General features: G+C 60.1%; 23 protein-coding genes. 15 read left to right on the forward strand and 8 right to left on the reverse strand.

All coding sequences use genetic code 11. The features are described from left to right. The first annotated feature begins 10 nt into the window (after window positions 1–10). Window positions 11–1,597, forward strand: coding sequence for an RICIN domain-containing protein (locus tag IC231_RS03115; RefSeq protein ID WP_190783144.1), 1,587 nt, complete (start codon window positions 11–13; stop codon window positions 1,595–1,597). Window positions 1,598–1,686: 89 nt separating this feature from the next. Here the strand turns inward: IC231_RS03115 and IC231_RS03120 are convergent, their stop codons facing one another. The 3 genes from IC231_RS03120 to IC231_RS03130 all read right to left on the reverse strand — a co-directional run bounded on the left by IC231_RS03120 (window position 1,687) and on the right by IC231_RS03130 (window position 4,689). Continuing rightward, on the reverse strand, window positions 1,687–2,403 hold the full coding sequence (locus tag IC231_RS03120) for a phospholipase D-like domain-containing protein (protein WP_190783145.1): 717 nt from the start codon (window positions 2,401–2,403) through the stop codon (window positions 1,687–1,689). Window positions 2,404–2,408: 5 nt separating this feature from the next. Continuing rightward, window positions 2,409–3,617 carry a glycoside hydrolase family 1 protein gene (locus IC231_RS03125; protein ID WP_185888432.1) on the reverse strand — a complete coding sequence of 403 codons (1,209 nt, stop codon included), beginning with the start codon at window positions 3,615–3,617 and terminating at the stop codon, window positions 2,409–2,411. A gap of 115 nt (window positions 3,618–3,732) precedes the next feature. Next, the gene (locus tag IC231_RS03130; protein ID WP_190783146.1) at window positions 3,733–4,689 is read right to left on the reverse strand and encodes a cation diffusion facilitator family transporter; all 957 of its coding nucleotides are present in this window, start codon (window positions 4,687–4,689) and stop codon (window positions 3,733–3,735) included. 183 nt (window positions 4,690–4,872) lie between these two features. Here IC231_RS03130 and IC231_RS03135 point away from each other — a divergent pair, with 183 nt between their 5' ends. Then, the gene (locus IC231_RS03135) at window positions 4,873–6,291 is read left to right on the forward strand and encodes an APC family permease (protein ID WP_190783147.1); all 1,419 of its coding nucleotides are present in this window, start codon (window positions 4,873–4,875) and stop codon (window positions 6,289–6,291) included. A gap of 9 nt (window positions 6,292–6,300) precedes the next feature. Here IC231_RS03135 and IC231_RS03140 read toward each other — a convergent pair whose 3' ends face one another. From IC231_RS03140 to IC231_RS03150, 3 genes are all read right to left on the reverse strand, one after another. Continuing rightward, window positions 6,301–6,810, reverse strand: a complete 510-nt coding sequence (locus IC231_RS03140; RefSeq protein WP_190783148.1) for a GNAT family N-acetyltransferase — start codon at window positions 6,808–6,810, stop codon at window positions 6,301–6,303. A gap of 88 nt (window positions 6,811–6,898) precedes the next feature. Then, on the reverse strand, window positions 6,899–7,891 hold the full coding sequence (gene hemB, locus IC231_RS03145; protein WP_190783149.1) for a porphobilinogen synthase: 993 nt from the start codon (window positions 7,889–7,891) through the stop codon (window positions 6,899–6,901). Between the two features lie 597 nt (window positions 7,892–8,488). Further along, window positions 8,489–9,010, reverse strand: coding sequence for a hypothetical protein (locus IC231_RS03150; protein WP_190783150.1), 522 nt, complete (start codon window positions 9,008–9,010; stop codon window positions 8,489–8,491). Window positions 9,011–9,969: 959 nt separating this feature from the next. Here IC231_RS03150 and bglX point away from each other — a divergent pair. After that, window positions 9,970–12,285 carry a beta-glucosidase BglX gene (gene bglX / locus IC231_RS03155; protein WP_190783151.1) on the forward strand — a complete coding sequence of 772 codons (2,316 nt, stop codon included), beginning with the start codon at window positions 9,970–9,972 and terminating at the stop codon, window positions 12,283–12,285. A gap of 74 nt (window positions 12,286–12,359) precedes the next feature. Here bglX and rocD read toward each other — a convergent pair whose 3' ends face one another. Continuing rightward, a complete protein-coding gene (gene rocD / locus IC231_RS03160; RefSeq protein ID WP_190783152.1) occupies window positions 12,360–13,607 on the reverse strand; it encodes an ornithine--oxo-acid transaminase in 1,248 nt (415 codons plus the stop codon). A 132-nt stretch (window positions 13,608–13,739) separates the two neighbouring features. On the opposite strand from rocD, the gene IC231_RS03165 reads away from it, so the two are divergent. After that, a complete protein-coding gene (locus IC231_RS03165; protein ID WP_190783153.1) occupies window positions 13,740–15,212 on the forward strand; it encodes a DUF6056 family protein in 1,473 nt (490 codons plus the stop codon). A 15-nt stretch (window positions 15,213–15,227) separates the two neighbouring features. Here IC231_RS03165 and IC231_RS03170 read toward each other — a convergent pair whose 3' ends face one another. Further along, on the reverse strand, window positions 15,228–15,707 hold the full coding sequence (locus tag IC231_RS03170; protein WP_190783154.1) for a hypothetical protein: 480 nt from the start codon (window positions 15,705–15,707) through the stop codon (window positions 15,228–15,230). Between the two features lie 123 nt (window positions 15,708–15,830). Between IC231_RS03170 and IC231_RS03175 the strand changes: the two genes are divergently transcribed. The 11 genes from IC231_RS03175 (at window position 15,831) to IC231_RS03225 (ending at window position 25,609) form a co-directional block, all read left to right on the forward strand. Continuing rightward, window positions 15,831–15,989 carry a DUF5522 domain-containing protein gene (locus IC231_RS03175; protein WP_211538825.1) on the forward strand — a complete coding sequence of 53 codons (159 nt, stop codon included), beginning with the start codon at window positions 15,831–15,833 and terminating at the stop codon, window positions 15,987–15,989. 126 nt (window positions 15,990–16,115) lie between these two features. After that, window positions 16,116–16,355: a 50S ribosomal protein L28 gene (gene rpmB, locus IC231_RS03180; RefSeq protein ID WP_044015540.1), complete on the forward strand. Its 240-nt coding sequence runs from the start codon at window positions 16,116–16,118 to the stop codon at window positions 16,353–16,355. Between the two features lie 113 nt (window positions 16,356–16,468). Beyond that, on the forward strand, window positions 16,469–18,106 hold the full coding sequence (locus tag IC231_RS03185) for an aminopeptidase P family protein (RefSeq protein WP_211538827.1): 1,638 nt from the start codon (window positions 16,469–16,471) through the stop codon (window positions 18,104–18,106). Between the two features lie 288 nt (window positions 18,107–18,394). Then, window positions 18,395–18,577, forward strand: coding sequence for a 50S ribosomal protein L33 (rpmG, locus tag IC231_RS03190; protein ID WP_022825071.1), 183 nt, complete (start codon window positions 18,395–18,397; stop codon window positions 18,575–18,577). Window positions 18,578–18,584: 7 nt separating this feature from the next. Next, a complete protein-coding gene (locus IC231_RS03195) occupies window positions 18,585–18,746 on the forward strand; it encodes a DUF4295 domain-containing protein (protein ID WP_071843814.1) in 162 nt (53 codons plus the stop codon). 186 nt (window positions 18,747–18,932) lie between these two features. After that, a complete protein-coding gene (gene ftsY / locus IC231_RS03200) occupies window positions 18,933–19,910 on the forward strand; it encodes a signal recognition particle-docking protein FtsY (RefSeq protein WP_190783155.1) in 978 nt (325 codons plus the stop codon). Between the two features lie 91 nt (window positions 19,911–20,001). Next, window positions 20,002–20,931: an alpha/beta hydrolase gene (locus tag IC231_RS03205; RefSeq protein WP_190783156.1), complete on the forward strand. Its 930-nt coding sequence runs from the start codon at window positions 20,002–20,004 to the stop codon at window positions 20,929–20,931. Between the two features lie 255 nt (window positions 20,932–21,186). Further along, a complete protein-coding gene (gene rimO, locus IC231_RS03210; RefSeq protein WP_190783157.1) occupies window positions 21,187–22,500 on the forward strand; it encodes a 30S ribosomal protein S12 methylthiotransferase RimO in 1,314 nt (437 codons plus the stop codon). Between the two features lie 267 nt (window positions 22,501–22,767). After that, on the forward strand, window positions 22,768–24,360 hold the full coding sequence (gene bshC / locus IC231_RS03215; protein ID WP_190783158.1) for a bacillithiol biosynthesis cysteine-adding enzyme BshC: 1,593 nt from the start codon (window positions 22,768–22,770) through the stop codon (window positions 24,358–24,360). An 88-nt stretch (window positions 24,361–24,448) separates the two neighbouring features. Further along, window positions 24,449–25,021 (forward strand): 5-formyltetrahydrofolate cyclo-ligase, encoded by a 573-nt coding sequence (locus tag IC231_RS03220; protein ID WP_190783159.1) that lies wholly within the window; start codon window positions 24,449–24,451, stop codon window positions 25,019–25,021. 75 nt (window positions 25,022–25,096) lie between these two features. Beyond that, window positions 25,097–25,609, forward strand: a complete 513-nt coding sequence (locus IC231_RS03225; protein ID WP_190783160.1) for an ExbD/TolR family protein — start codon at window positions 25,097–25,099, stop codon at window positions 25,607–25,609. Window positions 25,610–25,665: the final 56 nt, after the last annotated feature.

Below are 25,665 nucleotides of genomic sequence, written 5' to 3' on the forward strand. Positions count from 1 at the left end.
CTAACGCATTGTGCGACACCTACTGTTCTGTTTCGTAGCTGGGCTGCTCTCAACCGGCTCTGCGCTGGCCGGACTGCCTGCGTCGGGCCCCGCCACACAACCAGGTACGCAGGCTGCTACTACCCTCGGCCCGGGCGAAGGCACCGGCCTCACGGGCTCCTATTTCAACAATGGCAGCCTGGCCGGCACACCACTGCTGCGGCGGGTTGATGCCGTTGTCGATTTTGAGTGGAAGATGGGCATTCCGGCCCCTGGCCTGCGCAGCGACAACTTTTCGGTGCGTTGGGAAGGTCAGATTGAAGCTCCCGCTACCGGCCGCTACAAGTTCATTACCAAATCCAATGATGGCGTGCGGCTGTGGATAAACGGCAAGCAGATTCTCGACAACTGGAACGGCCAGGGCAGCACCACCACCTCTACCAGCGCCGAAGTAAGCCTGGCCGCCGGTGAGCGAACCACCATCAAAGTAGAGTATTACGACCAGGAGGGCGACGCCAACGTGCGCCTGCAGTGGGTGCGGCCTGGGCAAGGAGCCCAAACCGTTCCTTCCGTGTACCTCTACCCGCTGGAAGGCCCCGGCATGCCGGTAGCAGAAAAGCAAACTATACTTACGGCCGCTCCTGAGCCGGAGGCCAAGCCAGCTGATAAAGCCGTTAAGGCCACGGCTGCCGCCAAAACCCCGGCTGCTCCCAAAGCGGCCCCGGCTGCAAAACCAGCTGTAGCTGCAAAACCAGCGGCTCCTAAACCGGCGCCGACTCCCAAGCCAGCCCCGGCCCCCAAGCCTGCAAAACAGGCCGCTCCTACCTCTGCCGATATTGCCAAGACGCTCAGTATTCCTGGCGTGTTTACGCTGATGGCCCGCTCCGATGGCAAGCCACTGGAAGTACAGGGCGACGCCCCGGTGTCGAAGGAGCCGGGCCTGGCCAGTGCGCCTGCCGGAGCGCCCCAGTGGGAAATTGAAGAAGCCGGCAGTGGCTACTTCAAGCTCACGGTGCAGGGCGGCCGCAAGGTGCTGGAAGTGCTGGGCAGCGAAACCTCCAATGGTGCGGCCCTGAGCCTCTGGCCTTACTACAGCGGCAATAACCAGCTCTGGAAAATAGAGGAAGCCGGCGAAGGCTACTACAAACTCACGGCCAAGCACAGCAACAAAGCCCTGACCGCCGGCACCGAGGAAGAAGGTGGCCTGCAGCAGCGCCGCTACGCCAACCGCCCCACGCAACAGTGGAAGTTGGAAGCCGCAGCTCCCAAGGATGCGCAGCTGGCCGGCCCCGTGGCCGCCAACGTGCCCGTCACCGGCTCCAACCGCTTAGCCGTGTATCCTAACCCGTCCAGCGGGGTGGTGCAGATGGCGTATCAGCTGGGAGAAGCGCAGCCGATGGGCTGGGTGCTGTATGACCAGCGGGGCTCAGCAGTTCGCGTGTCGGACTACCGCCGCCAGAACGCCGGCCCTCACCACCAGACTCTCGACTTCACGGGCCTTCCCGCCGGCGACTATAACCTGAACCTGACGGTGGGCGCCACCACTACTAGGCAGCTGGTGAGCATCCGTCGGCCAGGTGCAGCCACCGCTGAGCCTGCCGCCGAGGCTGCTAAATAGTCCTGGCCGGTAGCGTAGCTTTCTACCCAAAAGCGCCACCTGTTCTTCAGAGAGCAGGTGGCGCTTTTTGTTTGGCAAAATATTAGGTATCAGACTTCGAAGGGTTGCAGGGTATCCCAGAGGCGCCCGAATTCCTGAGTGTAGCGCCGCACAATAGCTTCGTCGTCGGTGATGAGCAGATTCTCCAGATTCAGCTCCGCCGCCGAGCGGGTCCAGTTGTAGGAACCGGTCAGTACGGTCCGGCTGTCGGCCACGGCAAACTTGTGGTGCATGTGGTCGGTGGTGCGGTCGACGTGTACGGGAAGGCCAGCCGCGTGCAGTTGGCGCACATCAGAGCCTCGGTCAAAGAGCTTGTCGTTATCGGTAAGCAGGCGCACCCGCACTCCGCGCTTGTGGGCGGCCAGCACGGCATCGGTCAACCGGTCATCGGCAATAGTAAAGAGGCAGATGTCCAGCGTGTGGGCCGCCTCACTCAGAAACCGCCGGATAGCTGCCACGCAGTCGTCGTTGGGGCTGAAAAGCACTTCGGAGCGGGAAGCGCGGGCCGGCGGACCGGCCGGCGGCAGCAGCAAGGCGCTGGCTGTCTCCAGCCATTCTATCACGGCCTTGTCCTGAAAACTGTTGAACCGGTCGCGGGCCATCCCAAACAGGCGGTGGCGCAACTCGTGCAGGCCTTCGCCATGCTGGCCATGCTCTGCCAGCCGCTGGCGCAACAGGCGGGCTTCATCCAGCGAGAGAGTAGAATCAGCGAAGGCGCGTTTGAAGTGATGCAGCAGGTCGGTGGTATCGGCGGGTGGTCGGTTCATGCTGGCTAAGATAAAGAAAGCGCCAGTGAACTGACGAGCTCCGGAGCTATGGCCTCAGCCACCAGCTGCTGGCCTGCCAGCAGCGCATCGGCGTAGGGCTGGTGCAACACGCGCAATGGCGGCTCGTTGGGCCGTAGCACAGCATCCCAAAGACCTGAGCGGTGCCATTCCTGGTCCAGGAAATCCCAGTCTGGCCGGTCGAGGATGGGGTAGAGGCACACGCCCCACAGCGGCACGCCTTGGCGCAGGGCTTCGGCAGATTCTTCAGCTACCATGCGCATCCAGTGTGGCCGGTCGAGGCCGGGGTGGCTGGTTTCGCTCACCACAATCGGGCGGCCGTACCGTTCGTAGGCCTGGCGTAGCAGGTGGTGTAGTGGGCGCCAGCGCGGGTCGTAGGGCTCGTTCACCCAAGGCAGGCGGTGGTGTGTGTGAATTTCCCACTGGTTGTTGTAGTAGTAGTTCACCCCCATGATGTCGAAAAACTCCGGCCGGCCACCCAGCTCGGGGCAGAGCCGGCCGCAGAGCATATCCACACTCTGATACTGGTTATCGGTCCATTCGCGGGCCTGTTTTTTCTGGGCCTTGGTGGCGTTCAGCGGCGGCACGATATGGATGAGGGGCTCGGTGGTCAGAATACGGATGTTCGGGTCCAGCTCGCGCATGGCTGCTACGCCCTCGATGTAGGCGCGCATCAGTCCGTACTTCACCTCCCAGCCCTGCCCCACGCAATAGGGCGAAGTCCCGCGCGCGTCGCCGCCCAGCCAGCTCATAAAGCTTACCTCGTTAATAGGGGTTACAATCAACTCGCCCTCGGGGCGTATTTCCCGGTACATGAGCACGAAAGCCCGGCACAGCGCCGCAAACCGGCGCGCAAACAGCGGGTGTAGCGGTGTTAGGTCGTCGGGGTAGCCGAAGTGGCACAGGTCCCAGACCTGCTGAATGCCGTGGTGCTGACCGGCAGCCAGCATGGTGCGCACCGTAGTCCAGTCGTACTGATAAGGCGCTTTTTCGATCTGGCTCCAGCGGATACCTTCGCGCACGGTGCCTAGGCTATACTGCTGGAGTCCTTGGTAATCGTCGTCGAGGAGTTGCAAGTGGCCTGTCAGCGGCAAAAAATCAACCCGGTTGCCGAAGCAGTTGAGCTGGTCGGTACACTCATAGCCGGCCATCCAGAACGATTGAAACGGGTTAGAGCGGGTAGCAACAGGGACCATAAACGCAGATATTGGTGAACAAAAAAGCACAGTAGTGCGGCCCCATCGGCGCCGCACTACTGTGCCGTGTACCGCCAAACTGCACCTTAGGTTAAGGTGGAGCTTGCCGCGCTGGTCAGATTTGGGGCGAAATGGGAGGTTGCAGAGCCGTTTCGCGCTGCTTGCCGGCCAGTCCTTTGGCCTCGATAAAAATGCGCTTGAACTCCGGATGCTTGGCCCGGATGGCATCCTGCAACTCATCTACAGCGTGCTCCACTTCTACCGCCGACAAGTGGTCATGAAACTCCACGTCAAGCGCCAGCACCACATCCTGCGGGCCCATGTACATGGTGAGCGGGCGGCGCACCTGCTCTACACCGCGCTGCTGCCGCGCAATAACTTCCAGCGAGTCGAGGGTTTCGTCGTCCACCCCTTCGCCTACCAGCAGCCCTTTGGTCTTGTAAATCAGAAAAATAGCTACCGATACCAGCAGTATGCCAATGCAGATGGAGGCGCCGCCATCGAAGTACGGATTGTTGAGCGCATGCCCGAAGTACACGCCGGCCAGCGCTATGCCCAGGCCTAAAAGTGCGGCCAGGTCTTCCATGAGAATTGCGAAAACCGAAGGGTCTTTGCTGCGGCTCAGTGTAACCCAGAAGCCCAAGTCGCCACGGCCTTTGTTGAATTCGCGGAAGGCCAGGAAGCAGGAAATTCCTTCGAATATCAGCGAGAGGCCCAGTACCCAATAGTTCCAGGTGGGGTCGGTGATGGGAGCTGGGTGTTTGAGGTGCTCAATGCCTTCGTAGAACGACATGCCGCCACCGACCGAAAACACCAGCACGGCCACAATCAGGGACCAGAAATACAGCTCCTTGCTGCGCCCGAAGGGGTGGCGGGCATCAGCGGGCTTCTCGGACTGCTTCACGCCGTAGAGAATCAGCAGGCCATTGCCACTGTCCACGAGCGAGTGAATGCCTTCGGAAAGCATAGCTGAGCTGCCCGTGAAGAAAGCGGCTACAAACTTGGAAGCGGCAATAGCAATATTGGCCCCAATGGCCCCGTAGATGGCAATTTTGGATGAACCGGCGGACATAAAGAAGACGAACGTGTGCCACTCGTACGCGCCCCGGGTTGCGGGGGTTGGAATAGCCGGCTGATGAACAACTGGCTGACGGGCAGCCCAACCGGCTTGGCATCTGGCCCTTTAGGAAACAGAAGGCAGGGTCGGATCTGAACATTCGGTATTTCTACGACTTTTACAGCTCTAGCTCTCTGTATGGCCCACCTCGACTCCGCCGATTCTTCTGCCACCACCGCTCCATTGCGCCGCCGTTTGGGGCTGGTGCAAGCCACGGCGCTCAACATGATAGACATGGTGGGCATTGGGCCCTTCGTGACGCTGCCGCTGGTCATGGGCTTTATGGGGCCGAATTTCCTGCTGGCTTGGGTGGTAGGAGCTGCTCTGAGCTTGTTCGATGGCCTGATCTGGAGCGAACTGGGAGCCGCGCACCCGGAAGCTGGCGGCTCCTACCGCTTCCTTAAGCTGGCCTACGGCGAACATACCTGGGGCCGGCTGCTGTCGTTTCTGTATGTGTGGCAGACGCTGGTGCAGGCGCCATTGGTAGTGGCTTCGGGCGCCATTGGGTTTGCGCAGTATTTCGGCTACCTCGTGCCCCTCACGGAATGGTGGCAGCCCAAGCTGGTATCAGGCGTGGTGGTATTGCTACTAATTGCGCTGCTCTACCGCCGCATCGAGGACATTGGGCGGTTGGGCGTGCTGCTCTGGATGGGTGTGCTGGGCCTGATGGGCTGGCTGATTTTTGGGGGCGTGACGCACGCTACCCATGAAGTAGCATGGCTGCCGGCCGGCGGTTTTTCGGAGCTGCCGGGCGTGCTACTCTCGGCCGCTATGGGGCAGGCTACCGTCAAAACCATCTATAGCTACCTCGGCTACTACAACGTGTGCCATCTGGGTGGCGAAATCAAGGAGCCGCAGCGCGTGATTCCGCGCAGCATCTTCCTGAGCATTTTGGGTATTATGGCGCTGTATCTTCTGCTGAACTGGAGCGTGGGCACCGTCATTCCGTGGCAGGAAGCGCAGCACTCGGAGTTCATTGTCAGCACGTTTGTGGAGCGGCTGTATGGCGCTACGGCTGCCAAGGCCGCTACGGCGCTGGTGCTGTGGGTGGCGTTTGCCTCGCTGTTTGCAGTGCTGCTCGGCTACTCGCGCATTCCGTACGCCGCCGCCGCCGACGGCGAGTTTCTGCCGGTGTTTGCCAAAACGCACCCCACCAAGCACTTCCCGCACGTGTCGCTGCTGGTGCTGGGCGGGGCGGGCTTCGTATTCAGCCTGCTGTTTCGGCTTGGCGAAGTCATTTCGGCCATTCTGGCCATGCGGATACTGGTGCAGTTTGTGGGGCAGGCCGTGGGGCTGGTGCTGCTCCGGCGCCGCCGCGGGGCGGCTGGGCTGCCGTTCCGGATGCCGCTGTATCCGCTGCCCGTCATCATTGTTATTGTGGTGTGGCTGTGGGTGTTCTGGAGCATCAAGGACGGCATCAATTTCTCGCTGGCGTCGGGCAGCTTCTTCCTGCCGTTTCAGGTAGCGGCCCTGCTGATGATGGCCGTAGGAACCGGCGTATTTCTGCTCTGGAGCCGTCGGCTGGGCCGCTGGCCTTTCGGGCAAAAAACTGGCTAACGCCGGCGGCTACCCCAGCCGCTTCTCGTAGCAGAAAAACCGCAGCCCCGGCCGAAACGCCAGCGTGATTTCGCCCGCAAACCGGTAGCCCAGCTTGGGAAACAGCCGCTGTGTAGCAGCGTTTTCGGAGTTGGTATCCACGCGCAGCACGCGCAGGTTCTGCTGGCGGGCCAGCACTTCGGCCTGTTCCAGCAGAGCGGCGGCCAGCCCGTGGCCCTGGGCGGCCGGGTCCACGGCGAGGCGGTGCGTCACGAGGGCCGGCTCGGCAGCGTCCCAGTCCGCCTGGGCATATTCGGGGTCCTGGTCGTTGTGGGTGAGGGCGGCAAAGGCAGCTACGGCCCCGTTCAGCTCCGCTACCCAGAGCTGCCCCTTTTCTATGTCCTGCCGGAAGACAGCTTCATTCGGATAGTCGGCGCTCCATTGCTGGTTGCCGGCGGCGTTCATCATCGGTACTACACGGCCCAGAATAGCCAGGATTTCGGGCAGGTCGGAGGCAGTGGCCGGGCGGATAGTGGACATAACAGGCAGATACGGCGAGCCGGAAAATTCCATAAAAAAAGCGGAACCAGCCGGGGCCGGTTCCGCTTTTTTTCGTTTGGGGCGGCAATTACCCGCGGCGCAGCACTTCGGCTGCTTCCTTGGCGAAGTAGGTCAGGATGGCGTCGGCACCGGCGCGCTTGATGCTGGTCAGGACTTCCATCATGGTTTTCTCGCCATCGAGCCAGCCGTTTTGGGCGGCCGCTTTCACCATGGCATACTCGCCCGATACGTTGTAGGCCGTCACGGGCAGGTGCGTGTTGTCCTTCACCGACTGAATCACATCGAGGTAGCTCAGGGCTGGCTTAATCATCACCATGTCAGCGCCTTCGGCCTCATCTAGGGCCAGCTCACGCAGTGCTTCCCGCTTGTTGGCCGGGTTCATCTGGTAGCTTTTCTTGTCGCCTTTTTTAGGGGCCGAGTCCAGCGCGTCGCGGAAGGGCCCGTAGAAAGCCGACGCGTATTTGGCCGTGTAGCTCATGATGCTCACGTGCGAAAACGCATTCTGGTCGAGCACGTCCCGGATCCAGGCTACGCGCCCATCCATCATATCGGAGGGGCCGATAATGTCGGCGCCGGCGCGGGCCTGCGCCAGAGCCATCTGGCCCAGCACCTCCAGCGAGGCATCGTTGAGAATCTCACCCGACTCCACGTCCACCACCCCGTCGTGGCCATCCGAAGAATAAGGGTCCATGGCCACATCGGTCATCAGCACCACGTCCGGAAACTGGCGCTTGATGTCGGCAATGGTCTTGAGGTATAGGCCTTCCGGGTTGGCCGATTCGCGGGCCAGCCGGTCTTTCAGCGCATCATTAATAGCCGGAAACGGAGCAAACGTGTTGATGCCCAACTCCACACAGCGCCCGATTTCGTCGATAATCCGGTCGGCAGAGAAGCGGTGAATGCCGGGCATCGAGTGGATTTCCAGCTGCTGGTTCTGGCCTTCAATCAGGAAGAGCGGATAGATAAAATCGTGGGTAGTGAGGCGGGTTTCCTGCACCATGTCGCGGATAACCTGTGACTTACGGTTGCGGCGCGGGCGGTGCGTGGGGACGTTGGGCATTGTTGCTTTCAATTGGTAAGACGAAATAGAACAGCTGCCGCAAAGGTAAGGTTGCGGGCGGGAGTGCATTTGCCGCTACGGATGGCTGCCGTAGGCTTTGCTCGCCAGCAGATAGCCTATCCCGAATAGAAGTAGCGCGAGCAGCAACCCGCTACTGCCGCCAATGGCTATTCCGAGAATCAGACCTGTTAACACCAAGGCCGCTCCACTAAAAAACAACACATCATTGGCCCCATCTACCGGCTGCCGACGGCCCAAAAGTTTATGTGCAGTTGGCTTTTCTGACATCAAAGCGGCCGCAGACCGCCCCACGTGCTGCCCACGCGAGGCAGGGGCCTGTCCGGCGTGGCGGTAGTGCGGCTGGCTCTTCCGGATGCTGTGCAGCCTCGCACCAGCTATGGCGCGTGTTGGCGGAAGTGAGCCGCCAGCTCTGACTGTAGTATAGGTGGCTGCTGCTGCTGACAGGGCTGGGTTTTCGGCACGCCTTACATCCAGGGGCGCTGGTGCCGGCCGGAACTGAAACGCCGCCTTTTCGCTGCGGCAGCCGGCCAGCGTCGTACACAGCAGGAGCAGGAGCCAGCGCCGTTGTGCCATCGTCTACATGTTGAAAAACTCCTGAAACACCTCCAGCCATGCGTGCTTGCCCCCGATGCCCACGCCCACAAAGTAGTAGCCGAGCAGCACCACCAAGGCGCCCACGCCCAGGCCCAGCCAGCCGCCCAGCAGAATACCCCCTACCACGCCACCAGCTATCAGCGCCACGCCCAGCACGAAAGCGCCCGTATGCTCCAGTAGCGGCTGCTGCGGCCTCTCGCCCAAGTGGCCTCCATCAGACGGCGGCCGCGCAGCGGTTGTGCGGGCCGCCGTCTGATGGAGGGCTGGCCGATGGGGCAGCAAGCGGCGTATTCCGGCCGGTCTTGAGCGAGGGGCCAATGCGGCCGGTGCGGTGTAGGTCGCCGCTACCACAGCGGGAAGTGGCGTGGGGGCAGCAGCAGATGCGGATAGCGCCAGAGCAGCAGCCTTGCCCGTTGCGGGCTGAAACTGAAATGCCACTTCCTGGCTACGGCAGCTGGCTAGTAACAGGAGCAGCACGCTGCTCAAGAGGGTAATAGATTTCACAAACAACCACGAAAAGTAAGTCGCCCAAGATAGGCATGGCCTGGGAGTTTGGCCCGCTGGCCTACCCACACCGTGCCAGTACTAGGGGCCAGCCGGGTGCGGTGGATGCCAGAGGCGTAAAGCGGCTTCTGCCTCAGCCAAATGGTGGCCTTATAGCATTTCGGTGACTGTGCTATCCTGCCCGGTAAGCTTACGTAACACGTCTTTCAACTACTGAAGTGTAGCTTTTTTATGGTAAGTGTCAGAAAGTTTGATGATTATGATAACAGGTGGTTGTCGGGCTGCCGCACAGCCAGGAACGTTTTGTACAGCTACATAACAACTGTGTAGCCAGCCGTTCAGCGGCACGGCAGATGGCTGTTTGTGCGCCCAGCAGTAGGCGGAGAATGCCACCGATATGCTGCAGTAGAAAAAAGCGCAGCATATAAGGCGTTTTCTTCCGATCTTGTGTATTGGTATAGTGTAATTTAAATAATATTTTAAGCTATTTAGTAGCAGTTTGATAATCGTAAATTTATATAACATCCGAGTGATTCGCGTCGGGTCCTCTCGTAAATTTTCAGTGCAGAACGTGCATTCGATTCCCACGCAAGTCAAAGGTTTTGTAGTATTGTATACCGGCAGAAACAGGGACAGCATTAGGCTGAAACCTGCTTTCGCAGCGCTGTTTATCCCACTATATCGGATACCAAAACGCCCTGCCCCGGCTCCGCAGCTGCATTATGATGCGCTGATTGACTGATAGTTACTGCCCGGCCCAGCCACGGCCATCCTTGCTTCTTCCTCACGAAACTACCCTTGCACTTCGCACGGCATCACGCGTGTGCGTTGGGTTGGGGAAAACGCAGAGGAGCGGCCATACGCAGAGTGGCAGTTTTCGCAGCTGCCCTATCTACCAGGGCCGGAGTTTGCCGTGCGGGTCCTGTCTTGTCTAGTCCCTACCTTCTTTCAATTTCCACATGAAACGAGTTTTCAGAAACGCCCTGTTCATGTCGCTGGGGCTACTCACGCCGCAGCTGCAAGCCCAGACGAGCACCCCCACGGCCTCCGCCAGCACCCCAGACCCGAAGATGACCAGGTTCATCGACGACCTGATGCAAAAGATGACTCTGGAAGAGAAAATCGGCCAGCTGAATATGATAACGGTCGGGTTTGATGTGACCGGGCCCGTGGTGAGCAAAGACGTGGACGCCAGCATCCGCAAAGGCAATGTGGGCTCGGTGCTCAACACATTTACGCCCACAGCAGCCCGTAAGCTCCAGGAAATGGCCGTGAAGGACTCACGCCTGCACATTCCGCTTTTCTTCGGCTACGATGTTATCCACGGGCACCGCACCATATTCCCTATTGCGCTGGGGCTGGCCTCCAGCTGGGACCTGACCGCCATAGAGCGCAGTGCCCGCATTGCCGCCGAGGAAGCCTCCGCCGATGGCATCAACTGGGTGTACTCGCCGATGGTGGATATTTCCCGTGACCCGCGCTGGGGCCGCGTTTCCGAGGGCTCCGGCGAAGACCCGTACTTGGGCTCCCAGATTGCCCGCGTGATGGTGCGCGGCTACCAGGGCGACGACCTGAGCCGCAACAACACAGTAATGGCCTGCGTGAAGCACTTTGCGCTGTATGGCGCCGCCGAAGCCGGCCGCGACTACAACACCACCGACATGAGCCCGGTGCGCATGTACAACGAGTACCTGCCGCCCTACAAAGCCGCCGTGGAGGCGGGCGCCGCCTCCATGATGTCATCGTTCAACGATATCAACGGGGTGCCTGCCACCGGCAACAAATGGCTGATGACCGAGCTGCTGCGCAACCAGTGGGGCTTCCAGGGCTTCGTTGCGACAGACTACACGGCCATCAATGAAATGACCGCGCATGGCATGGGCAACGATGCGCAAGTTTCGGCGCTGGCCCTGAATGCGGGCATCGACCAGGATATGGTAGGGGAAATTTTCCTGAAGAATCTGGCCCAGAACCTGAAGGACGGCACCGTGAAGCAGGAGCGGATAGATGTGGCCTGCCGCCGTATTCTGGAAGCCAAGTGGAAGTTGGGCCTGTTCAAGGACCCTTACCTCTACACCAATGAGAAGCGGGCCAAGGCAACGATGATGAAGAAGGAATTCATTGCCGATGCCCGCGACATTGCCCGCAAAAGCATGGTACTGCTCAAAAACAGCAACAACACCCTGCCGCTCAAAAAAACGGGCACCATTGCCCTCATCGGGCCGCTGGCCACCCGCCAGCACGACATGCTCGGGAGCTGGAGTGCCGCCGGCGACTGGAAGCAGGCCGTTTCGCTGGAGCAGGGGATGAAAAATGCCGTCGGAAGCTCAGTCAAAATCGTGACGGCTCAGGGCGCCAACTTCACCGACGACCAGCAGCTTATCGACCGTCTCAATGCCTACAACGGCGGAATAAAGCCCGACACGCGTACCTCCGAGGCCCTGATTCAGGAAGCGGTGCAGCTGGCCCGGAGCGCCGATGTGGTTGTGGCCGCCGTGGGCGAGTCGCAGGGAATGTCGGGGGAAGCGGCCAGCCGCGCGGATATCGGGCTGCCGGGCCAGCAACTGGAGCTGCTGAAGGCGCTGAAAAAGACCGGCAAGCCTTTGGTGCTGGTGCTGATGAGCGGCCGGCCTCTGGCGCTGCCGTGGGAAGACAAAAACGCCGATGCTATACTGGAAACCTGGTTTGCGGGCAGCCAGGCCGGCAACGCCATTGCCGACGTGCTGTTCGGGGCCTACAATCCGTCGGGCAAGCTCACGGCCACTTTCCCGCAGTCGGTGGGCCAGATTCCGCTCTACTATAATCACAAAATGACCGGCCGGCCCTACGTCGGGCAGCAGCTGGATAAGTACAAGTCGCGCTACCTGGACGTATCGAACGAGCCGCTGTATCCTTTCGGCTATGGCCTGAGCTACACCACGTTCCAGTACGGCAAGCCTGAGCTAAGCACTACCACGCTGCCCATGAACGGTACGCTGGAAGTGACCGTGACGGTGCAGAATACCGGGAGCTACGATGGCGAGGAAGTCGCCCAGCTCTACATCCGCGACATGGTGGGCTCCATTTCCCGTCCGGTAAAAGAGTTGAAGGGCTTCCAGAAGGTGCTGCTGAAAAAGGGAGAAAGCCGTACGCTCACGTTCCGCCTCACGCCCGAGGATCTGAAGTTCTACAACGCCGACCTGAAGTTTGTGGCCGAGCCCGGCGACTTCCAGGTATTCGTGGGCGGCAATTCCCGCGACGTGCAGATGGCCACCTTCACGCTGGGCCAGAACTAAGCCAGTGATACCCGCATAGAAAAGCCCGCCGTGCTCAGCACGGCGGGCTTTTTCGATGGCAGCAAGCGCCCGTTCTAGAACCCCAAGATTACCTGCTCAATGATGTCACAGGCTTCATGCAGCTGTTCTTCGTTGATAACCAGCGGCGGAGCGAAACGGATGATGTCGCCGTGGGTAGGCTTGGCCAGCACGCCGCGTTCCATCAACGTCACGCACACGTCCCAGGCGGTGCGGCCGTCGGCGTGCGGCTTGATAACCACGGCGTTCAGCAAGCCTTTGCCGCGCACCAGCTCTACCACTTCCGGGCGCTTGGCCTGCACGCGGCGCATCCGCTCCCGGAATACTTCGCCCAGCGCGCGGGCGTTTTCGGTGAGCTTTTCGTCCAGCAATACGTCCAGCGCGGCCCGCATCACTACGCAGGCCAGCGGGTTGCCGCCGAATGTGGAGCCGTGCTGGCCGGGCTGAATGGTGAGCATGATTTCGTTGCGGGCCAACACTGCCGACACCGGCAGCACGCCGCCACTCAGGGCCTTGCCCAGAATCAGGATATCAGCGTGCACGGCCTCGTAGCACACGGCCAGCAGCTCGCCGGTGCGGCCCAGTCCCGTCTGAATCTCGTCGGCAATGAACAGCACGTGGTGGGCTTTGCAGATGGCTGCGGCCTTCGCCAGATAGCCTTCCGAAGGCACCATCACGCCGGCCTCACCCTGAATGGGCTCTACCAGAAAGGCACACACATGCGGCTCTTTCACAGCTTCTTCCAGCGCCTCCAGATCGTCGTAGGGTACTACCTGGTAGCCGGGCGTGTACGGCCCGAAGCCACCCGTCGAATCGGGGTCGGTGCTGAAGGAGATGATGCCGGTGGTGCGGCCGTGGAAGTTGTGCTCGGCCACGATGATGCGGGCCTGGTTCGGAGCAATGCCCTTCTCCTGGTAGCCCCATTTGCGGGCCAGCTTGAGGGCGGTTTCCACGGCTTCGGCTCCCGAGTTCATGAGCAGGGCCTTGTCGTAGCCGAACAGCTCACAGACCTGCTTCTCGGCCGCGCCCAGTTGGTCGTTGAAGAAGGCCCGGCTGGTCAGGGTCAGTTTTTGCGCCTGTTCCGTGAGGGCCCCGATGATGCGCGGGTGGCAGTGGCCCTGGTTTACGGCCGAGTAGGCGGAGAGAAAATCGTAGTAGCGCTTGCCCTCCACGTCCCACAGATGCACGCCTTCGCCGCGGCTCAGCACCACGGGCAGCGGGTGGTAGTTGTGGGCGCCATACTGGTCTTCGAGGGCCATCAGCTCCTGGCTGCGGCTGGTATGCGTGGTGGGAATGGTTTGCATAGGACAGAAAGGTTAGTAGCTCAAAAATACGCAAAACCCCACGGCACGGCCAGCCCATGGCGCTGGAAATAGCCCGATTTCGGGGGCGGGTAGTAGCTTTAGCCACCGGGCACCCGGCCCGCTTCTGATTCTATGCTCTCTTCTTTACCCTTTCCCCGGCTCCGCCAAGCATTGGGGCCGCTGCTGCTGGCCCTGGCCACGGTGTTGTGCCTGCTGCCGTTTGTGGCGCTGTGCTGGTATGCGCACCCTTCCGCCGACGACTTCCTGCAGGCCACCGATGTGCACAAGCACGGCCGTTGGGGCTACATGCCGCACATGTACCTGACCTGGACGGGCCGCTACACCTCTATTGTGCTGTGGGCGCTGCTGAACCCGGTGCAGTACGGCGGCAATATCACGGGAGGATACGGCGCCATCTGTCTGCTACTGCTGCTGGCACTGCCGGCGGCGCTGTACGTGCTGCTGCGCACCCTGCTGGCCGATGAGTTTCGGCGCCGCACGCTGTGGCTAAGCAGTGGTGTCCTGACCAGTCTGCTGCTATGGCAGCTGCCAAGTCCGGCCGAGGCCTTCTACTGGATTGTAAGCGGCTACAACTACCTGCTGCCAGCCCTGCTGACGCTGCTGTGGCTGGCAGTGCTGGCGCGCCACGCCGGAGCCATCAGCCCCACCGAAAAGCGCAACTGGCTGGCGCTGGCGGGAGTGTTGGCCGTCGTAATTATCGGGTGCAACGAAACCAATGCTGTGCCCATAGCCGTCGGCGTAACGGGCTTCACGGTCTTGCGCTGTCTGCGGCAGCGACGCCTGCCGTGGGATTATGTGTGGCTCAGTGCAGTGGTAGCAGTGGCCTGCGTGGCTACGTTTCTGGCTCCCGGCAACTTCGCCCGGCTGGGGCCGGTACACGAATATTCCATCATGGAGTCGGTGAGCAAAGCCGCCCTTTCATCCTACCGCTTCGTCTGCAACTGGCTGGGCAACGGGGCGCTGCCAGCCCTCACGCTGCTGCTGCTGCCTGTCAGCTGCCGGCTGTGGCGCCTACCGGATCTGCCGTTGAATCGTCTGGCCCAGCATCCCTGGTTCAGCACGTTGCTGATGGCCGGGAGTCTGGTGCTGGTGGCGTTTATGGGCTGGCGCTTCAACAACCAGGCGCTGCCTTTTCGCACGCGCAATGTTCTGTATCTGTTCTTTCTGGTGGGCTGGTTTCTGAATGCCCACGCCTGGGCACGATACCTGTGGCGCCGCACGGAGCGGCCCGCGTTTGCGCTGCCCCTGTTCGTGCGGGCCGGGCTGGTGCTCTGGATTCTGGGAGCCTTCATCGGCGGCCATACCCTGACGCTGCGGGGCCAGGAAACCACCGACAACTACAACAATGTGCTGCTAGCCTACCAGGACTGGCTGGGCGGTGCTGCGGCCCGCTACGATGCGCAACTCACCAGCCGCTACCATGCCCTGCAGCAACCCGGCTGGCTCCCCGATGATACCGTGGTAGAGCCCCTACAGGGGCCGCCCTACACCGTCCTGTTCGGCGACATCACCCCCGACGTTTCCGATTGGTCCAACCAGGCGTACGCGGAGTATTTCGGCAAGAAAACCATCCGCACTGATTAGGGCATTGGCTCGTGCTCAGCGAGGGCCCGTCAGGCTGCCCAGGCGCTCCTCCAAGTCCAGGAATTTGCCCACGTAGTTGCCTTCTTCAGCGCCATCCTGATGCAGAATCATCCAGTCGACTATTTCGCTTTCGTCAAATTCCTCTTTGTTGTTGCCATCCGGCAGGTTAGAGCCCACCAAGCGGCCCATCACGCGCCCATCCTGCCAAGTCTGGACATGCACCAACTGGGGTACGCGGTTCGCGGCATCATTAAGCAGCGTGGCCGTTACATACAGCGTCTCTCCCGGGTTCAACCCCCGAGTGAAGCGCTGGCGGGCCTGGGCAAGCGTCCGGCGGGCTTCCTTTAGCGGCGCGGGCGGCAGGATTTCCAGCGTAGTCAGCTGCAAAGCCAGCCGCACAGCCGGCACGGCTATTTCGGGCTGCTGAGCCTGCACTGCCGGCATCCAGATGGCCCAGTTGCCCAGCATTATCAACGTCAACATCCAGTACCGCATCTGCCAGCAGGAGAAAAAGTGAAGATTAAAAAATCTAATTTCGTAATGGAAAGATACTAAAAATATAGAGTATACGTAGCCTTCGCGGGCGCCGTCGTATCTTGCGGAGCATTTCTATCTATTGTGTCTTCCTTTTCGGCTCAGCCGCTCCAGCCCGGCGACTATTACTTCACTCCTGAAGGCCTCATGGTTTTTACGGAGCAGTACCACCGCCGGCGCGGCAGCTGCTGTGGCAGTGGCTGCCGGCATTGTCCCTGGCGTCCGGGCAAACCCAAAAAGTAATCGGCCTGCAGAAGCCTCCGGAGCCATAACGGCTTATTTTTCAGCCTTTCGGTTTGCTTCTATCAAACTTATGCCGATATTTGCGGCCCCGTTTTTCCGCTTTGAAACCTCTAAGTTCCTGATATCATGGCCCGAGTTTGTGATTTGACCGGCAAGCGTACCCGCGTAGGTAACAACGTGTCGCACGCCAACAACAAGACTAAGCGCAAGTTCTACCCGAACCTGCAGAAAAAGCGCTTCTACATCCCCGAGGAGGATGCTTGGGTAACGCTGAAAGTAGCGACCAGCACCATCCGTACCATCAACAAGAACGGCATCATGTCGGTCCTGAAGAAGGCGAAGGAGCAGGGCTTCATCGTTTACTAGTCCGCAACGGCCGTTCTTCGGAGCGAATTTATTTCAGACGCGTACCCGCCTCGAAAAGCAATTTTTGGGAGCGGGTACGCGTCTTTGCTGTATTCACCATTAGCTGCGTTGCTGTGTATCTGACTTCTACTCTCCGTGTTTTGCGGTGTGCGGTGCTGGCTCTGAGCCTGGCTCCGGCCGCCCTCGCCCAGCGGGCTGCCGGCCCTGGCCGCCCCACCGATTTTTTGGATCCGGCTTTCCACCAGAGCCGCCGCGAGCTGCTACGCCAGGCCCTGCCGGCCGGCTCGGTAGCGGTGCTGTTTGCCAACCCGGTCCGCAACCGCGCCAACGACGTCAACTATATCTTTCATCAGCACCCTGACTTATACTATCTCACCGGCTACGATGAGCCGGATGCGGTGCTGGTGCTATTCAAGGAGCCCCAGACGGTGGGCGGACAGGCGGGCGTCACGGAAGCACTGTTTGTACAGCCTCGCGACCCAAAAGCCGAACAATGGACTGGCCGTCGCCTCGGCACCGAAGGCACCCGGCAGCAGTTGAAGCTGCAGTACGTGGCCGATAACAAGGATTTTGCCGGCGCCGGAATTCGCTGGGCGGATTTCAAGTCCATTCATTTTCTGGATCCGCCAACGGACATCCGCGACGATAGCCGCAACCCGGCTGACCTGTTCGATCTGGTCGCTACATTTCGTCGGCAGGCGGCTGTTCCGGCCGACTATGATGCCCGCCGCAACGAGCTGTATACCACTGTGCAGCGCTACGGAGTAGTGAATGCCGCCGGTATAAAGAGCTACGTGGAAGGCCTGGCCAAGAACCAGCCTGCGTTGGCCACTGATGCCTACCTGCAGGGCTACCTGAGGGCTACTACCGATACCGAACGACAGCAGGCCATGGCGGCGCGCCCCGTCAGCCGCTTCGAGACCGGCTCCCTCAATGATGCGCTGGACGAGTTGCGGGCCGTGAAGACGCCCGAAGAACTGAAACTGTTGCGGCAGGCCGTGCGCATCAGTGCCGTGGGCCAGCAGGAGGTGATGAAGGCACTTAAGCCCGACATGGGGGAGATGGAAGTACAGGGCCTGCACGAGTATGTGTACAAGAAGTACGGCGCCGAATTTGAGGGCTACCCCAGCATTGTAGGGGCCGGCGGCAACGGCTGCATTCTGCACTACGAAACCAACGACAAGCCCCGCATCGGCAACGACCTGATTCTGATGGACTGCGGTGCCGAATACCACGGCTACACCGCCGACGTCACCCGGACTGCGCCGCCTTCCGGCAAGTTCAGCCCCGCCCAGCGCCAGATTTACGAGTTGGTACTGGCCGCCCAGGACGCCGGCATCTTGGCGTGCAAAGCCGGCAACGAGTTTCAGGCTCCCAACAAAGCGGCGCAGAAGGTGGTAGCGGATGGCCTCATGAAGCTCGGCATCATCCAGACGCCCGAGGAAATGCGCAAATACTTCCCGCACGGCACCAGCCACTATCTCGGCCTCGACGTGCACGACCGGGGCACCTACAAGCCCCTGCAGGCCGGCAACGTCATCACGGTAGAGCCTGGTATCTATATTCCCGAGGGCAGCCCCTGCGACAAAAAATGGTGGAACATTGGGGTGCGCATTGAAGACGATATCCTGATTACGGCTGGTGCGCCCGAAAATCTCTCCAGAGAAGCGCCCCGCACCGTGGCCGAGGTAGAAGCCATGATGGCCAAACCCAGCTCCCTCGACAATTTCAAATTGCCGGTTCTGAAGTAGCATATCCGGTAGTTGCTGGGGGCGGCGCTGGTGCTCTGCCGTCGATGCAACTCTGAAGCAAAGGAGTAGCAGGGGAGTTTATCGGGCCTGTTGCGCCTGTAGCGGGGCTGCTATGGAAGCTTTCTTCGGTAGTGGCCCCGCTTATGCGTATATTTGAGCGGCATATAACTCAGGGCCGAAGCCCTGAATATCAAATTGATATTTGCCCGCGGATTATTCGCCTGACTGTTTGTCTATTCCGAAAAGACGCGTACCTTTGCAGTCCTTAATCCCAAAAACCCCGTCGAGATGGCTAAGAAAGGCAATCGGGTGCAGGTGATCCTTGAATGCACTGAGCATAAAAACTCGGGGCAGCCCGGCACCTCGCGCTACATCACCACCAAGAACCGCAAGAACACTCCTGAGCGCATTGAGTTGAAGAAGTTCAACAACGTGCTCAAGAAGATGACCGTTCACAAGGAAATCAAGTAATTGAGCAATGGCTAAGAAAGTAGTAGCAACCCTGAAAACTCCAGGCGGCAAGGACTGGGCTAAAGTCATTCGCGCCGTGAAATCGGAGAAAACCGGTGCCTATACCTTCCGCGAGGAAATGGTGCCCGTTGACAAAGTACAGGATTACCTCGCCACCGGCGTTAAGTAATTCGGTGCCCCCTGTGGCAATCTGAATAAGTGAAGAAGTCCCGCCATCGTGGGACTTTTTTGCGTTGTAGCACGAAGCTCCAGCTTGGTGCCCTGTTGAGTGGCTGGCCTACTGCCCGTAATATGCCATCTGCTTTACCTCAGCAACGACGCACGAAGCTGGAGCTTCGTGCAACATCCTGACCGAATGGGACTTTTCGATTTTTTCAAGAAGGATAAGGAAAGCAAGGAGCAGCAGCAGGCTCTTGATGAGGGACTGCAGAAAACCAAAACCAACTTCTTCGACCAACTCAGCAAAGCGGTAGTAGGCAAGAACACGGTAGACGAAGCGGTGCTCGATGACCTCGAAACGCTGCTCGTACACGCCGATGTGGGCATCGACACAACGGTGAAGGTTATTGACCGCATCGAGAAGCGCGTGGCCCGCGACAAGTACGTGAGCACCTCGGAGCTGGACCGTATTCTGCGCGAGGAAATCGTGGAGCTGCTGGACCGCAACAGTGCTGCCACCGGCTCACGCGCCATCTTGGACCGCCCCGACAACACCGGTTCGCCGTTTGTGATAATGGTAGTGGGTGTGAACGGCGTGGGCAAAACCACCACCATTGGGAAGCTGGCGCACCGTTTCCACTCGGCCGGTAAGAAGGTGGTGCTGGGCGCGGCCGATACCTTCCGGGCCGCCGCCGTGGATCAGCTCATCATCTGGGGCCAGCGGGTGGGCGTGCCCGTCATTTCGCACGGCATGAACACCGACCCCGCCGCCGTGGCCTTCGATGCGGTGCAGAAAGCCGTGGATATGCAGGCCGACGTAGTGATTATCGATACGGCCGGCCGCCTGCACAACAAGGTGAACCTGATGAACGAGCTAAGCAAAATCAAGCGCGTGATGCAGAAGGTGATTCCCGATGCGCCCCACGAGGTGCTGCTGGTGCTCGATGGCAGCACCGGCCAGAATGCCTTTTTGCAAGCCAAGGAGTTCACCAAGGCAACGGAGGTATCGGCCCTGGCCATTACCAAGCTCGATGGCACAGCCAAGGGCGGCGTGGTTATCGGCATCAGCGACCAGCTCCAGGTGCCCGTGCGCTACATCGGGGTGGGGGAGAAGATGACCGATTTGCAGCTGTTCGACCGGACAACGTTCGTGAATTCGCTGTTCAAGAAGTAAGCCGGGCTACCCGGTTCGTCATTCCGAGCACGTTGCGCCCAGGCGCAACATGCTCGGAATGACTGTTTACCATACCCTCAGTACGACCTGTATGCGCCTTTCTGCTGCTATCCTCTTGCTGTTTCTGCTGTTCGGTTACTCACTGCAAGCCCAATCAACGCAGCAAAAGTCGGTAGTTGGCCGCATCGAACACATTGAAAGCTTCGCCTCCAAACTGGTGGAGCCCCGGAACGTGGACGTGTGGCTGCCGGCTAACTACGACGGGAAGCGCCGCTTTTCGGTGCTGTACATGCACGATGGGCAGATGCTGTTCGACAGCACGACGACCTGGAATCATCAGGCGTGGAATGTGGACGACGTGATAACGCGGCTGCAGAAGGAAGGAAAACTGCTGGATGTAATAGTGGTGGGCGTGTGGAATGCCGGTCCGCGCCGCCACGTCAATTATTTTCCTCAAAAACCGTTTGCGCAGCTAACCACCGCGGAGCGCGACACCGTGCAGCAGCAGTTGCGCCAGGCCGGCCGTAGCACCGGTCAGTTTCAGCCCAACTCTGACGCTTACCTCCGCTTTCTGGTAACGGAGCTGAAGCCCCTGATTGACCGCAAATACCGGGTGTATACTGACCGCCAGCATACATTCGTGGCCGGCAGCAGCATGGGCGGGCTGATTTCGATGTATGCGCTGTGCGAGTACCCGCAGGTGTTTGGCGGGGCCGCCTGCCTGTCTACGCACTGGCCCGGTACGTTCACGCTGCGCAACAACCCCATGCCGGCCGCCTTCCTGCGCTACCTGCGCACCAATCTGCCCGACCCCCGCACGCACAAGCTTTACTTCGACTGTGGCGACCAGACCTTGGACGCGCTGTATCCGGCTATTCAGCGGGAGGTAGATGCCGTGGTGCAGGCCCGGGGCTACACGCCGGCTTCCTGGCAGACGCGCTACGTGCCCGGCGCCAACCACAGCGAAAAAGCCTGGAATCAGCGCCTTGACGGGCCGTTGCAGTTTCTGCTGGGCCGGTAAATCAGCCAGCTACTATTGTTGCAGAGGTACTTAGCGCCAGCCATTGGGCGTATCCATTGCCGCTTCAGAGAAGTGCCGGAAACCGCAGGTCCCGGCGCACAAAGAAACTTCCTCAGTAGGAAAAGGCGTTGCCTACTGCGTACCTTTGCGGTCCGATTTTCGTCGCGGGCTTTAGGCAGGCAAGTTTCTCACTGAGAAGAAATTGCCTGCCCGCCCGTTCACCGATACGCGAAGCCGAGCTTCGCGCTACTCCCTATGAAAGTAAGAAGCCAGCAGGCCAATAAAGTCAACGTCATCACCCTCGGCTGCTCCAAAAACATCGTGGACTCGGAGGTGCTCATGGGCCAGCTTCGCGCCAACCAGTTTGAGGTGACGCACGAAGCCGAGAAGAGCGACGCCAACATCGTCATCATCAACACCTGCGGCTTTATTGATAACGCCAAGCAGGAAAGCATCGACACCATCCTGCGCTACGCCGACGAGAAGGAAGCCGGCCGCCTGGAAAAGCTCTACGTGACGGGCTGCCTCTCGCAGCGCTACAAGGACGACCTGGAAGTGGAAATCCCGCAGGTGGATGCCTTCTTCGGGACCCTGGAGCTGCCCCAGCTGATGAAAACGCTGGAGGCCGACTACATGCACGAACTGGTGGGCGAGCGGCTGCTGACCACGCCCAAGCACTACGCCTACTTCAAGATTGCCGAGGGCTGCAACCGGCCTTGCTCGTTCTGCGCCATCCCGCTGATGCGCGGTAAGCACATGGACCGCCCCATTGAGGATCTGGTAAAAGAAGCCAACCGGCTGGCCTCCATGGGCACCAAAGAGCTGATTCTGATTGCCCAGGACCTGACCTACTACGGCCTGCAGCACTACGGCGAGCGGAAGCTGGCCGACCTGCTCCGCAACCTGTCCGACGTGAACGGCATCGACTGGATCCGGCTGCAATACGCGTATCCGTCGCAGTTTCCGATGGACGCCCTGGACGTGATGAACGAGCGGGACAACATCTGCAAGTACCTGGATATGCCGTTGCAGCATATTTCGGATAACATGCTGAAAACCATGCGCCGCGGCATCAGCAAGCGCCGCACGGTGGAGCTGGTGGACACTATTCGGCAGCGGGTTCCGGGCATTGCGCTGCGCACCACGCTCATTGCCGGCCACCCTGGCGAAACCCAGCAGGATTTTGAGGACCTCTATAACTTCGTGGAGGAAACCCGCTTCGACCGCCTGGGCATCTTCACCTACTCGCACGAGGACAACACGCACTCCTACACGCTCGAAGACGACGTACCGGCCGAAGTGAAGCAGGACCGCGCCGACCAGATTATGGAGCTGCAGCAGGGCATTTCGATGGAGCTGAACGAGGAGCGCGTGGGCCAGACCTATAAGGTGCTCTTCGACCGCAAGGAAAGCGGTTACTTCGTGGGCCGCACCCAGTACGACTCGCCCGAAGTGGACAACGAAGTGCTGGTGCCCGCTACCAAAGACACCTACGTGCGCCTCGGCGACTTCGCCCAGGTGCAGATTACCGAAGCCTCGGACTTCGATTTGTACGGCAAGCTGGTGTAAGCTGGCTTGCCTGATTTCCCAGGGCTGAAGCCCTGGGCTATGCAGCGTTCCGGTTGGCGCGCTGCGTAGCCCAGGGCTTTGGCCCTGGGTTGTTTTTGGGCGGGTTGATGACTGATTGCTACCCTGTTCCGTCCGGTGCGCTGCGTAGCCCAAGGCTTCAGCCCTGGGACATTGGGGCAGTGTTTGGATAAGGATTCAGGGCCCGCCAGAAAATACCCCGTTACTTTGTGGCTGCTGGCCGGTTATAGCCCGATTATCCTCTCTCGTATGTCCGTCACGACTCTTGCGTACGCCGAAACCGGCGCGTTTTCCTCTTTGCTCACCGATTATCTGGCCCGGGCGGAAGCGTTGCAGCCCTTCTACCACCGCTTCCCCACGCTGGCCGCTTTCGAGGAGCAGATAAAAGAGAAGCAGGCTCAGTACACGCCCCAGGCCCGGCAGCAGCTGACTACGGAGCTACAACGGCAGTACGCTGTGCTGCCCGCAGTCAATCCGGCCGTGCAGGCAAATTTGGAGCTACTAGCTAAGGACACGACCTTCACCATCACTACCGGCCACCAGCTCAACCTGCTGACGGGGCCGCTGTATTTCATTTACAAGATTGTAACGGCCGTGAAGCTGGCCCGCCAGCTCAAGCAGCAGTACCCGCAGTACGATTTCGTGCCGGTGTACTGGATGGCCACCGAAGACCACGATTTCGCCGAAATCAACCACCTGAACCTGTTCGGCAAAAAATACGAGTGGAACGCCGCCGACCAAGGCGGCCCCGTGGGCCGGCTGCCGCTGGCTGGCATGAAAGAGGAGCTGCTCGACCAACTGCCCGCCGACGTGCCGGCTTTGTTCCGCGAAGCGTATGAGCAGTCGGGTACGCTCGCCGAGGCCACCCGCCGCCTTACCCACGACCTGTTTGGCGAGTACGGATTGGTGAGCCTTGATGCCGACGCGCCGGCCCTGAAGCAGGCGCTGGTACCGGTGCTGGAACAGGAAATCCGGGCCCAGGCGTCCAACCAGGCCGTGCAGGCGGCCAACGCCCGCCTCGAAGCCGCCGGCTACAAGCCCCAGGTGTACTCGCGCCCCCTCAACCTGTTCTTCCTCACCGACGGCGGTAAGCGGGAGCGGCTGGAGTACGACGCGGCCCAGGACTGCGTGCAGATTACGGTGCGCAACACCGGCCGCTGCCACACCCAGGCCGAGCTGCTGGCGCTGGCCCAGGAGCACCCCGAGCAGTTCAGCCCCAACGTGGTGCTGCGGCCCCTGTACCAGGAGCTGCTGCTGCCCAACCTCTGCTACATCGGGGGTGGGGCCGAGGTGGCCTACTGGTTCCAGCTGAAGGGCGTGTTCGACCAGAACCAGGTGCCGTTCCCCATTCTGCTGCCCCGCAACTCGGCCCAGTACGTGGGCAAGGCCAACGCCGGCAAGCTGCGCAAGCTGGGCCTCACCTCACTGGACATCTTCCGGCCGCTGCCCGAGTTGAAAAAGCAGGTGGGTGCTACGCTGGGGCAGGAGGAAGTGAGCCTGCAGGCGCAGCAGCAGCAGTTGGCCGCCGCCTTCCAGCAGATGGCCGACCTGGCCCAGCGCCTCGACCCCACGCTGGTAAAAACGGTAGCGGCCGAGCAGCAGAAAGTGGCCGGCATTGTGCAGGGGCTTGAAAAGCGCCTGAGCAAAGCCGCCGAAGCCAAGCACGAAACGGCCTACACCCAGCTCACGGCCCTCAAAGACAAGCTGATGCCCAACGGCCACTTGCAGGAGCGGGAGGATAACGTGCTGAGCATCCTCATCAACAACCCCGGCTTTATCGGACAGTTGCTGGATGCCTTCGACCCGCTGGCCCTGGAGTTTACGGTGCTGGAAGAGGAGTAAGTAACAATGAAAGACTACGTGGCTACGATATGGCTTGATAGTTAGTGGATAACGCGCCAGAAGCGGATGGCGTTTCAAACGTTTTGGTATGCTGAAAACCGACTTGCGCCGCGCAGCCCTAGCCCGCCGCCGCGCCCTTCTGGAAGACGAAGTTACCCGGCGCAGTGACGAGATGCGCAGGCAGCTTTTTCGTCACTTTCCGGTGGCCGAGTGGCAATGGCTTCATTTGTTTCTGCCGATTCCGCACCATAAAGAGCCCGACACCTGGCCCATCATTATAGAAATCTGGGGTGAAGATCTGCCGGTGCAATTGGCCGTGCCCGTGGTGCAGCCCGACGGCCCGACGCTGCGCCACTACCACCTCACGCCCGACACCCAGCTTCTCGACAACAAATGGGGAATTCCGGAGCCAGTAGTAGCCCCGGAGGTGCTGCCGGCACAGCTGGATGCCGTGTTGATTCCGCTGCTGGCGTTCGATGAACAGGGCCACCGCGTAGGCTATGGCAAAGGATTCTACGACCGGTTTCTGGCCGAATGCCGGCCCGATACGCTGCGTATCGGGCTGAGCCTGGAGCCACCGGTGCCGCGCATTGCTGATGCCTGGGACGGCGACGTACGCCTGCACGCCTGCATCACGCCAGAGAAAGTGTGGCGGTTCTGAGACGTGCGGACTGTGCAATAAGCCAGAGCGCCAAGCCGTTGAGTGAATATCAATTCACTATATACCATTTGTGTCATGGCTGAAATCCAATCCTCCGCGCCGGCTGCTCGTGGCCACAAGCCTCGCATCAAGAAGAATGCTTTCCGCCTCGACATGACACCAATGGTGGATCTGGCGTTTCTGCTGCTAACGTTCTTCATGCTGACCACAACGTTCAGTAAGCCCACCACCATGGACCTCACGATGCCGGCGAAAGGGCCGGTTTCAGATGTGCCGGATAAAAACGCCCTGACATTAATTCTGGGCAAAGACAGCAAAGTGCACTACTTCTTCGGGCTGAACCGCGCCGACGTGGAGCAGCCCGAACTTCGTACGACTACCTTCAGCGCTGAAGGGTTGCGACAGGTGCTACTCCAGCGCCAACGGCAGCAGCCGGCTCCTTTTGTGCTCATCAAAGCCGGCCCTGATGCAAAATACCGCGACCTAGTGGATGTACTGGATGAGATGAACATCACCGACCAAGGCAAATACGCGCTGGTAGACTTCACCTCTGCTGATCAGGAGCTACTGGATAGTAATTCGCTATAAAGTGCGGTTTGTGATTTAAGTGTTTGTCAATCAGATGAATGGATGCGAATCTGCGC

Source organism: Hymenobacter duratus, assembly GCF_014698995.1.
Classification (GTDB): Bacteria; Bacteroidota; Bacteroidia; order Cytophagales; family Hymenobacteraceae; genus Hymenobacter; species Hymenobacter duratus.

What these genes read in the sequence shown, in the direction of transcription:
- IC231_RS03120 (WP_190783145.1), bottom strand. Translation starts at nt 2,403, where the DNA reads ATGAACCGACCACCCGCCGATACCACCGACCTGCTGCATCACTTCAAA.
- IC231_RS03125 (WP_185888432.1), bottom strand. Translation starts at nt 3,617, where the DNA reads ATGGTCCCTGTTGCTACCCGCTCTAACCCGTTTCAATCGTTCTGGATG.
- IC231_RS03130 (WP_190783146.1), bottom strand. Translation starts at nt 4,689, where the DNA reads ATGTCCGCCGGTTCATCCAAAATTGCCATCTACGGGGCCATTGGGGCC.
- IC231_RS03135 (WP_190783147.1), top strand. Translation starts at nt 4,873, where the DNA reads ATGGCCCACCTCGACTCCGCCGATTCTTCTGCCACCACCGCTCCATTG.
- IC231_RS03140 (WP_190783148.1), bottom strand. Translation starts at nt 6,810, where the DNA reads ATGTCCACTATCCGCCCGGCCACTGCCTCCGACCTGCCCGAAATCCTG.
- hemB (WP_190783149.1), bottom strand. Translation starts at nt 7,891, where the DNA reads ATGCCCAACGTCCCCACGCACCGCCCGCGCCGCAACCGTAAGTCACAG.
- bglX (WP_190783151.1), top strand. Translation starts at nt 9,970, where the DNA reads ATGAAACGAGTTTTCAGAAACGCCCTGTTCATGTCGCTGGGGCTACTC.
- rocD (WP_190783152.1), bottom strand. Translation starts at nt 13,607, where the DNA reads ATGCAAACCATTCCCACCACGCATACCAGCCGCAGCCAGGAGCTGATG.
- IC231_RS03165 (WP_190783153.1), top strand. Translation starts at nt 13,740, where the DNA reads ATGCTCTCTTCTTTACCCTTTCCCCGGCTCCGCCAAGCATTGGGGCCG.
- IC231_RS03170 (WP_190783154.1), bottom strand. Translation starts at nt 15,707, where the DNA reads ATGCGGTACTGGATGTTGACGTTGATAATGCTGGGCAACTGGGCCATC.
- rpmB (WP_044015540.1), top strand. Translation starts at nt 16,116, where the DNA reads ATGGCCCGAGTTTGTGATTTGACCGGCAAGCGTACCCGCGTAGGTAAC.
- rpmG (WP_022825071.1), top strand. Translation starts at nt 18,395, where the DNA reads ATGGCTAAGAAAGGCAATCGGGTGCAGGTGATCCTTGAATGCACTGAG.
- IC231_RS03195 (WP_071843814.1), top strand. Translation starts at nt 18,585, where the DNA reads ATGGCTAAGAAAGTAGTAGCAACCCTGAAAACTCCAGGCGGCAAGGAC.
- ftsY (WP_190783155.1), top strand. Translation starts at nt 18,933, where the DNA reads ATGGGACTTTTCGATTTTTTCAAGAAGGATAAGGAAAGCAAGGAGCAG.
- IC231_RS03205 (WP_190783156.1), top strand. Translation starts at nt 20,002, where the DNA reads ATGCGCCTTTCTGCTGCTATCCTCTTGCTGTTTCTGCTGTTCGGTTAC.
- rimO (WP_190783157.1), top strand. Translation starts at nt 21,187, where the DNA reads ATGAAAGTAAGAAGCCAGCAGGCCAATAAAGTCAACGTCATCACCCTC.
- bshC (WP_190783158.1), top strand. Translation starts at nt 22,768, where the DNA reads ATGTCCGTCACGACTCTTGCGTACGCCGAAACCGGCGCGTTTTCCTCT.
- IC231_RS03220 (WP_190783159.1), top strand. Translation starts at nt 24,449, where the DNA reads ATGCTGAAAACCGACTTGCGCCGCGCAGCCCTAGCCCGCCGCCGCGCC.
- IC231_RS03225 (WP_190783160.1), top strand. Translation starts at nt 25,097, where the DNA reads ATGGCTGAAATCCAATCCTCCGCGCCGGCTGCTCGTGGCCACAAGCCT.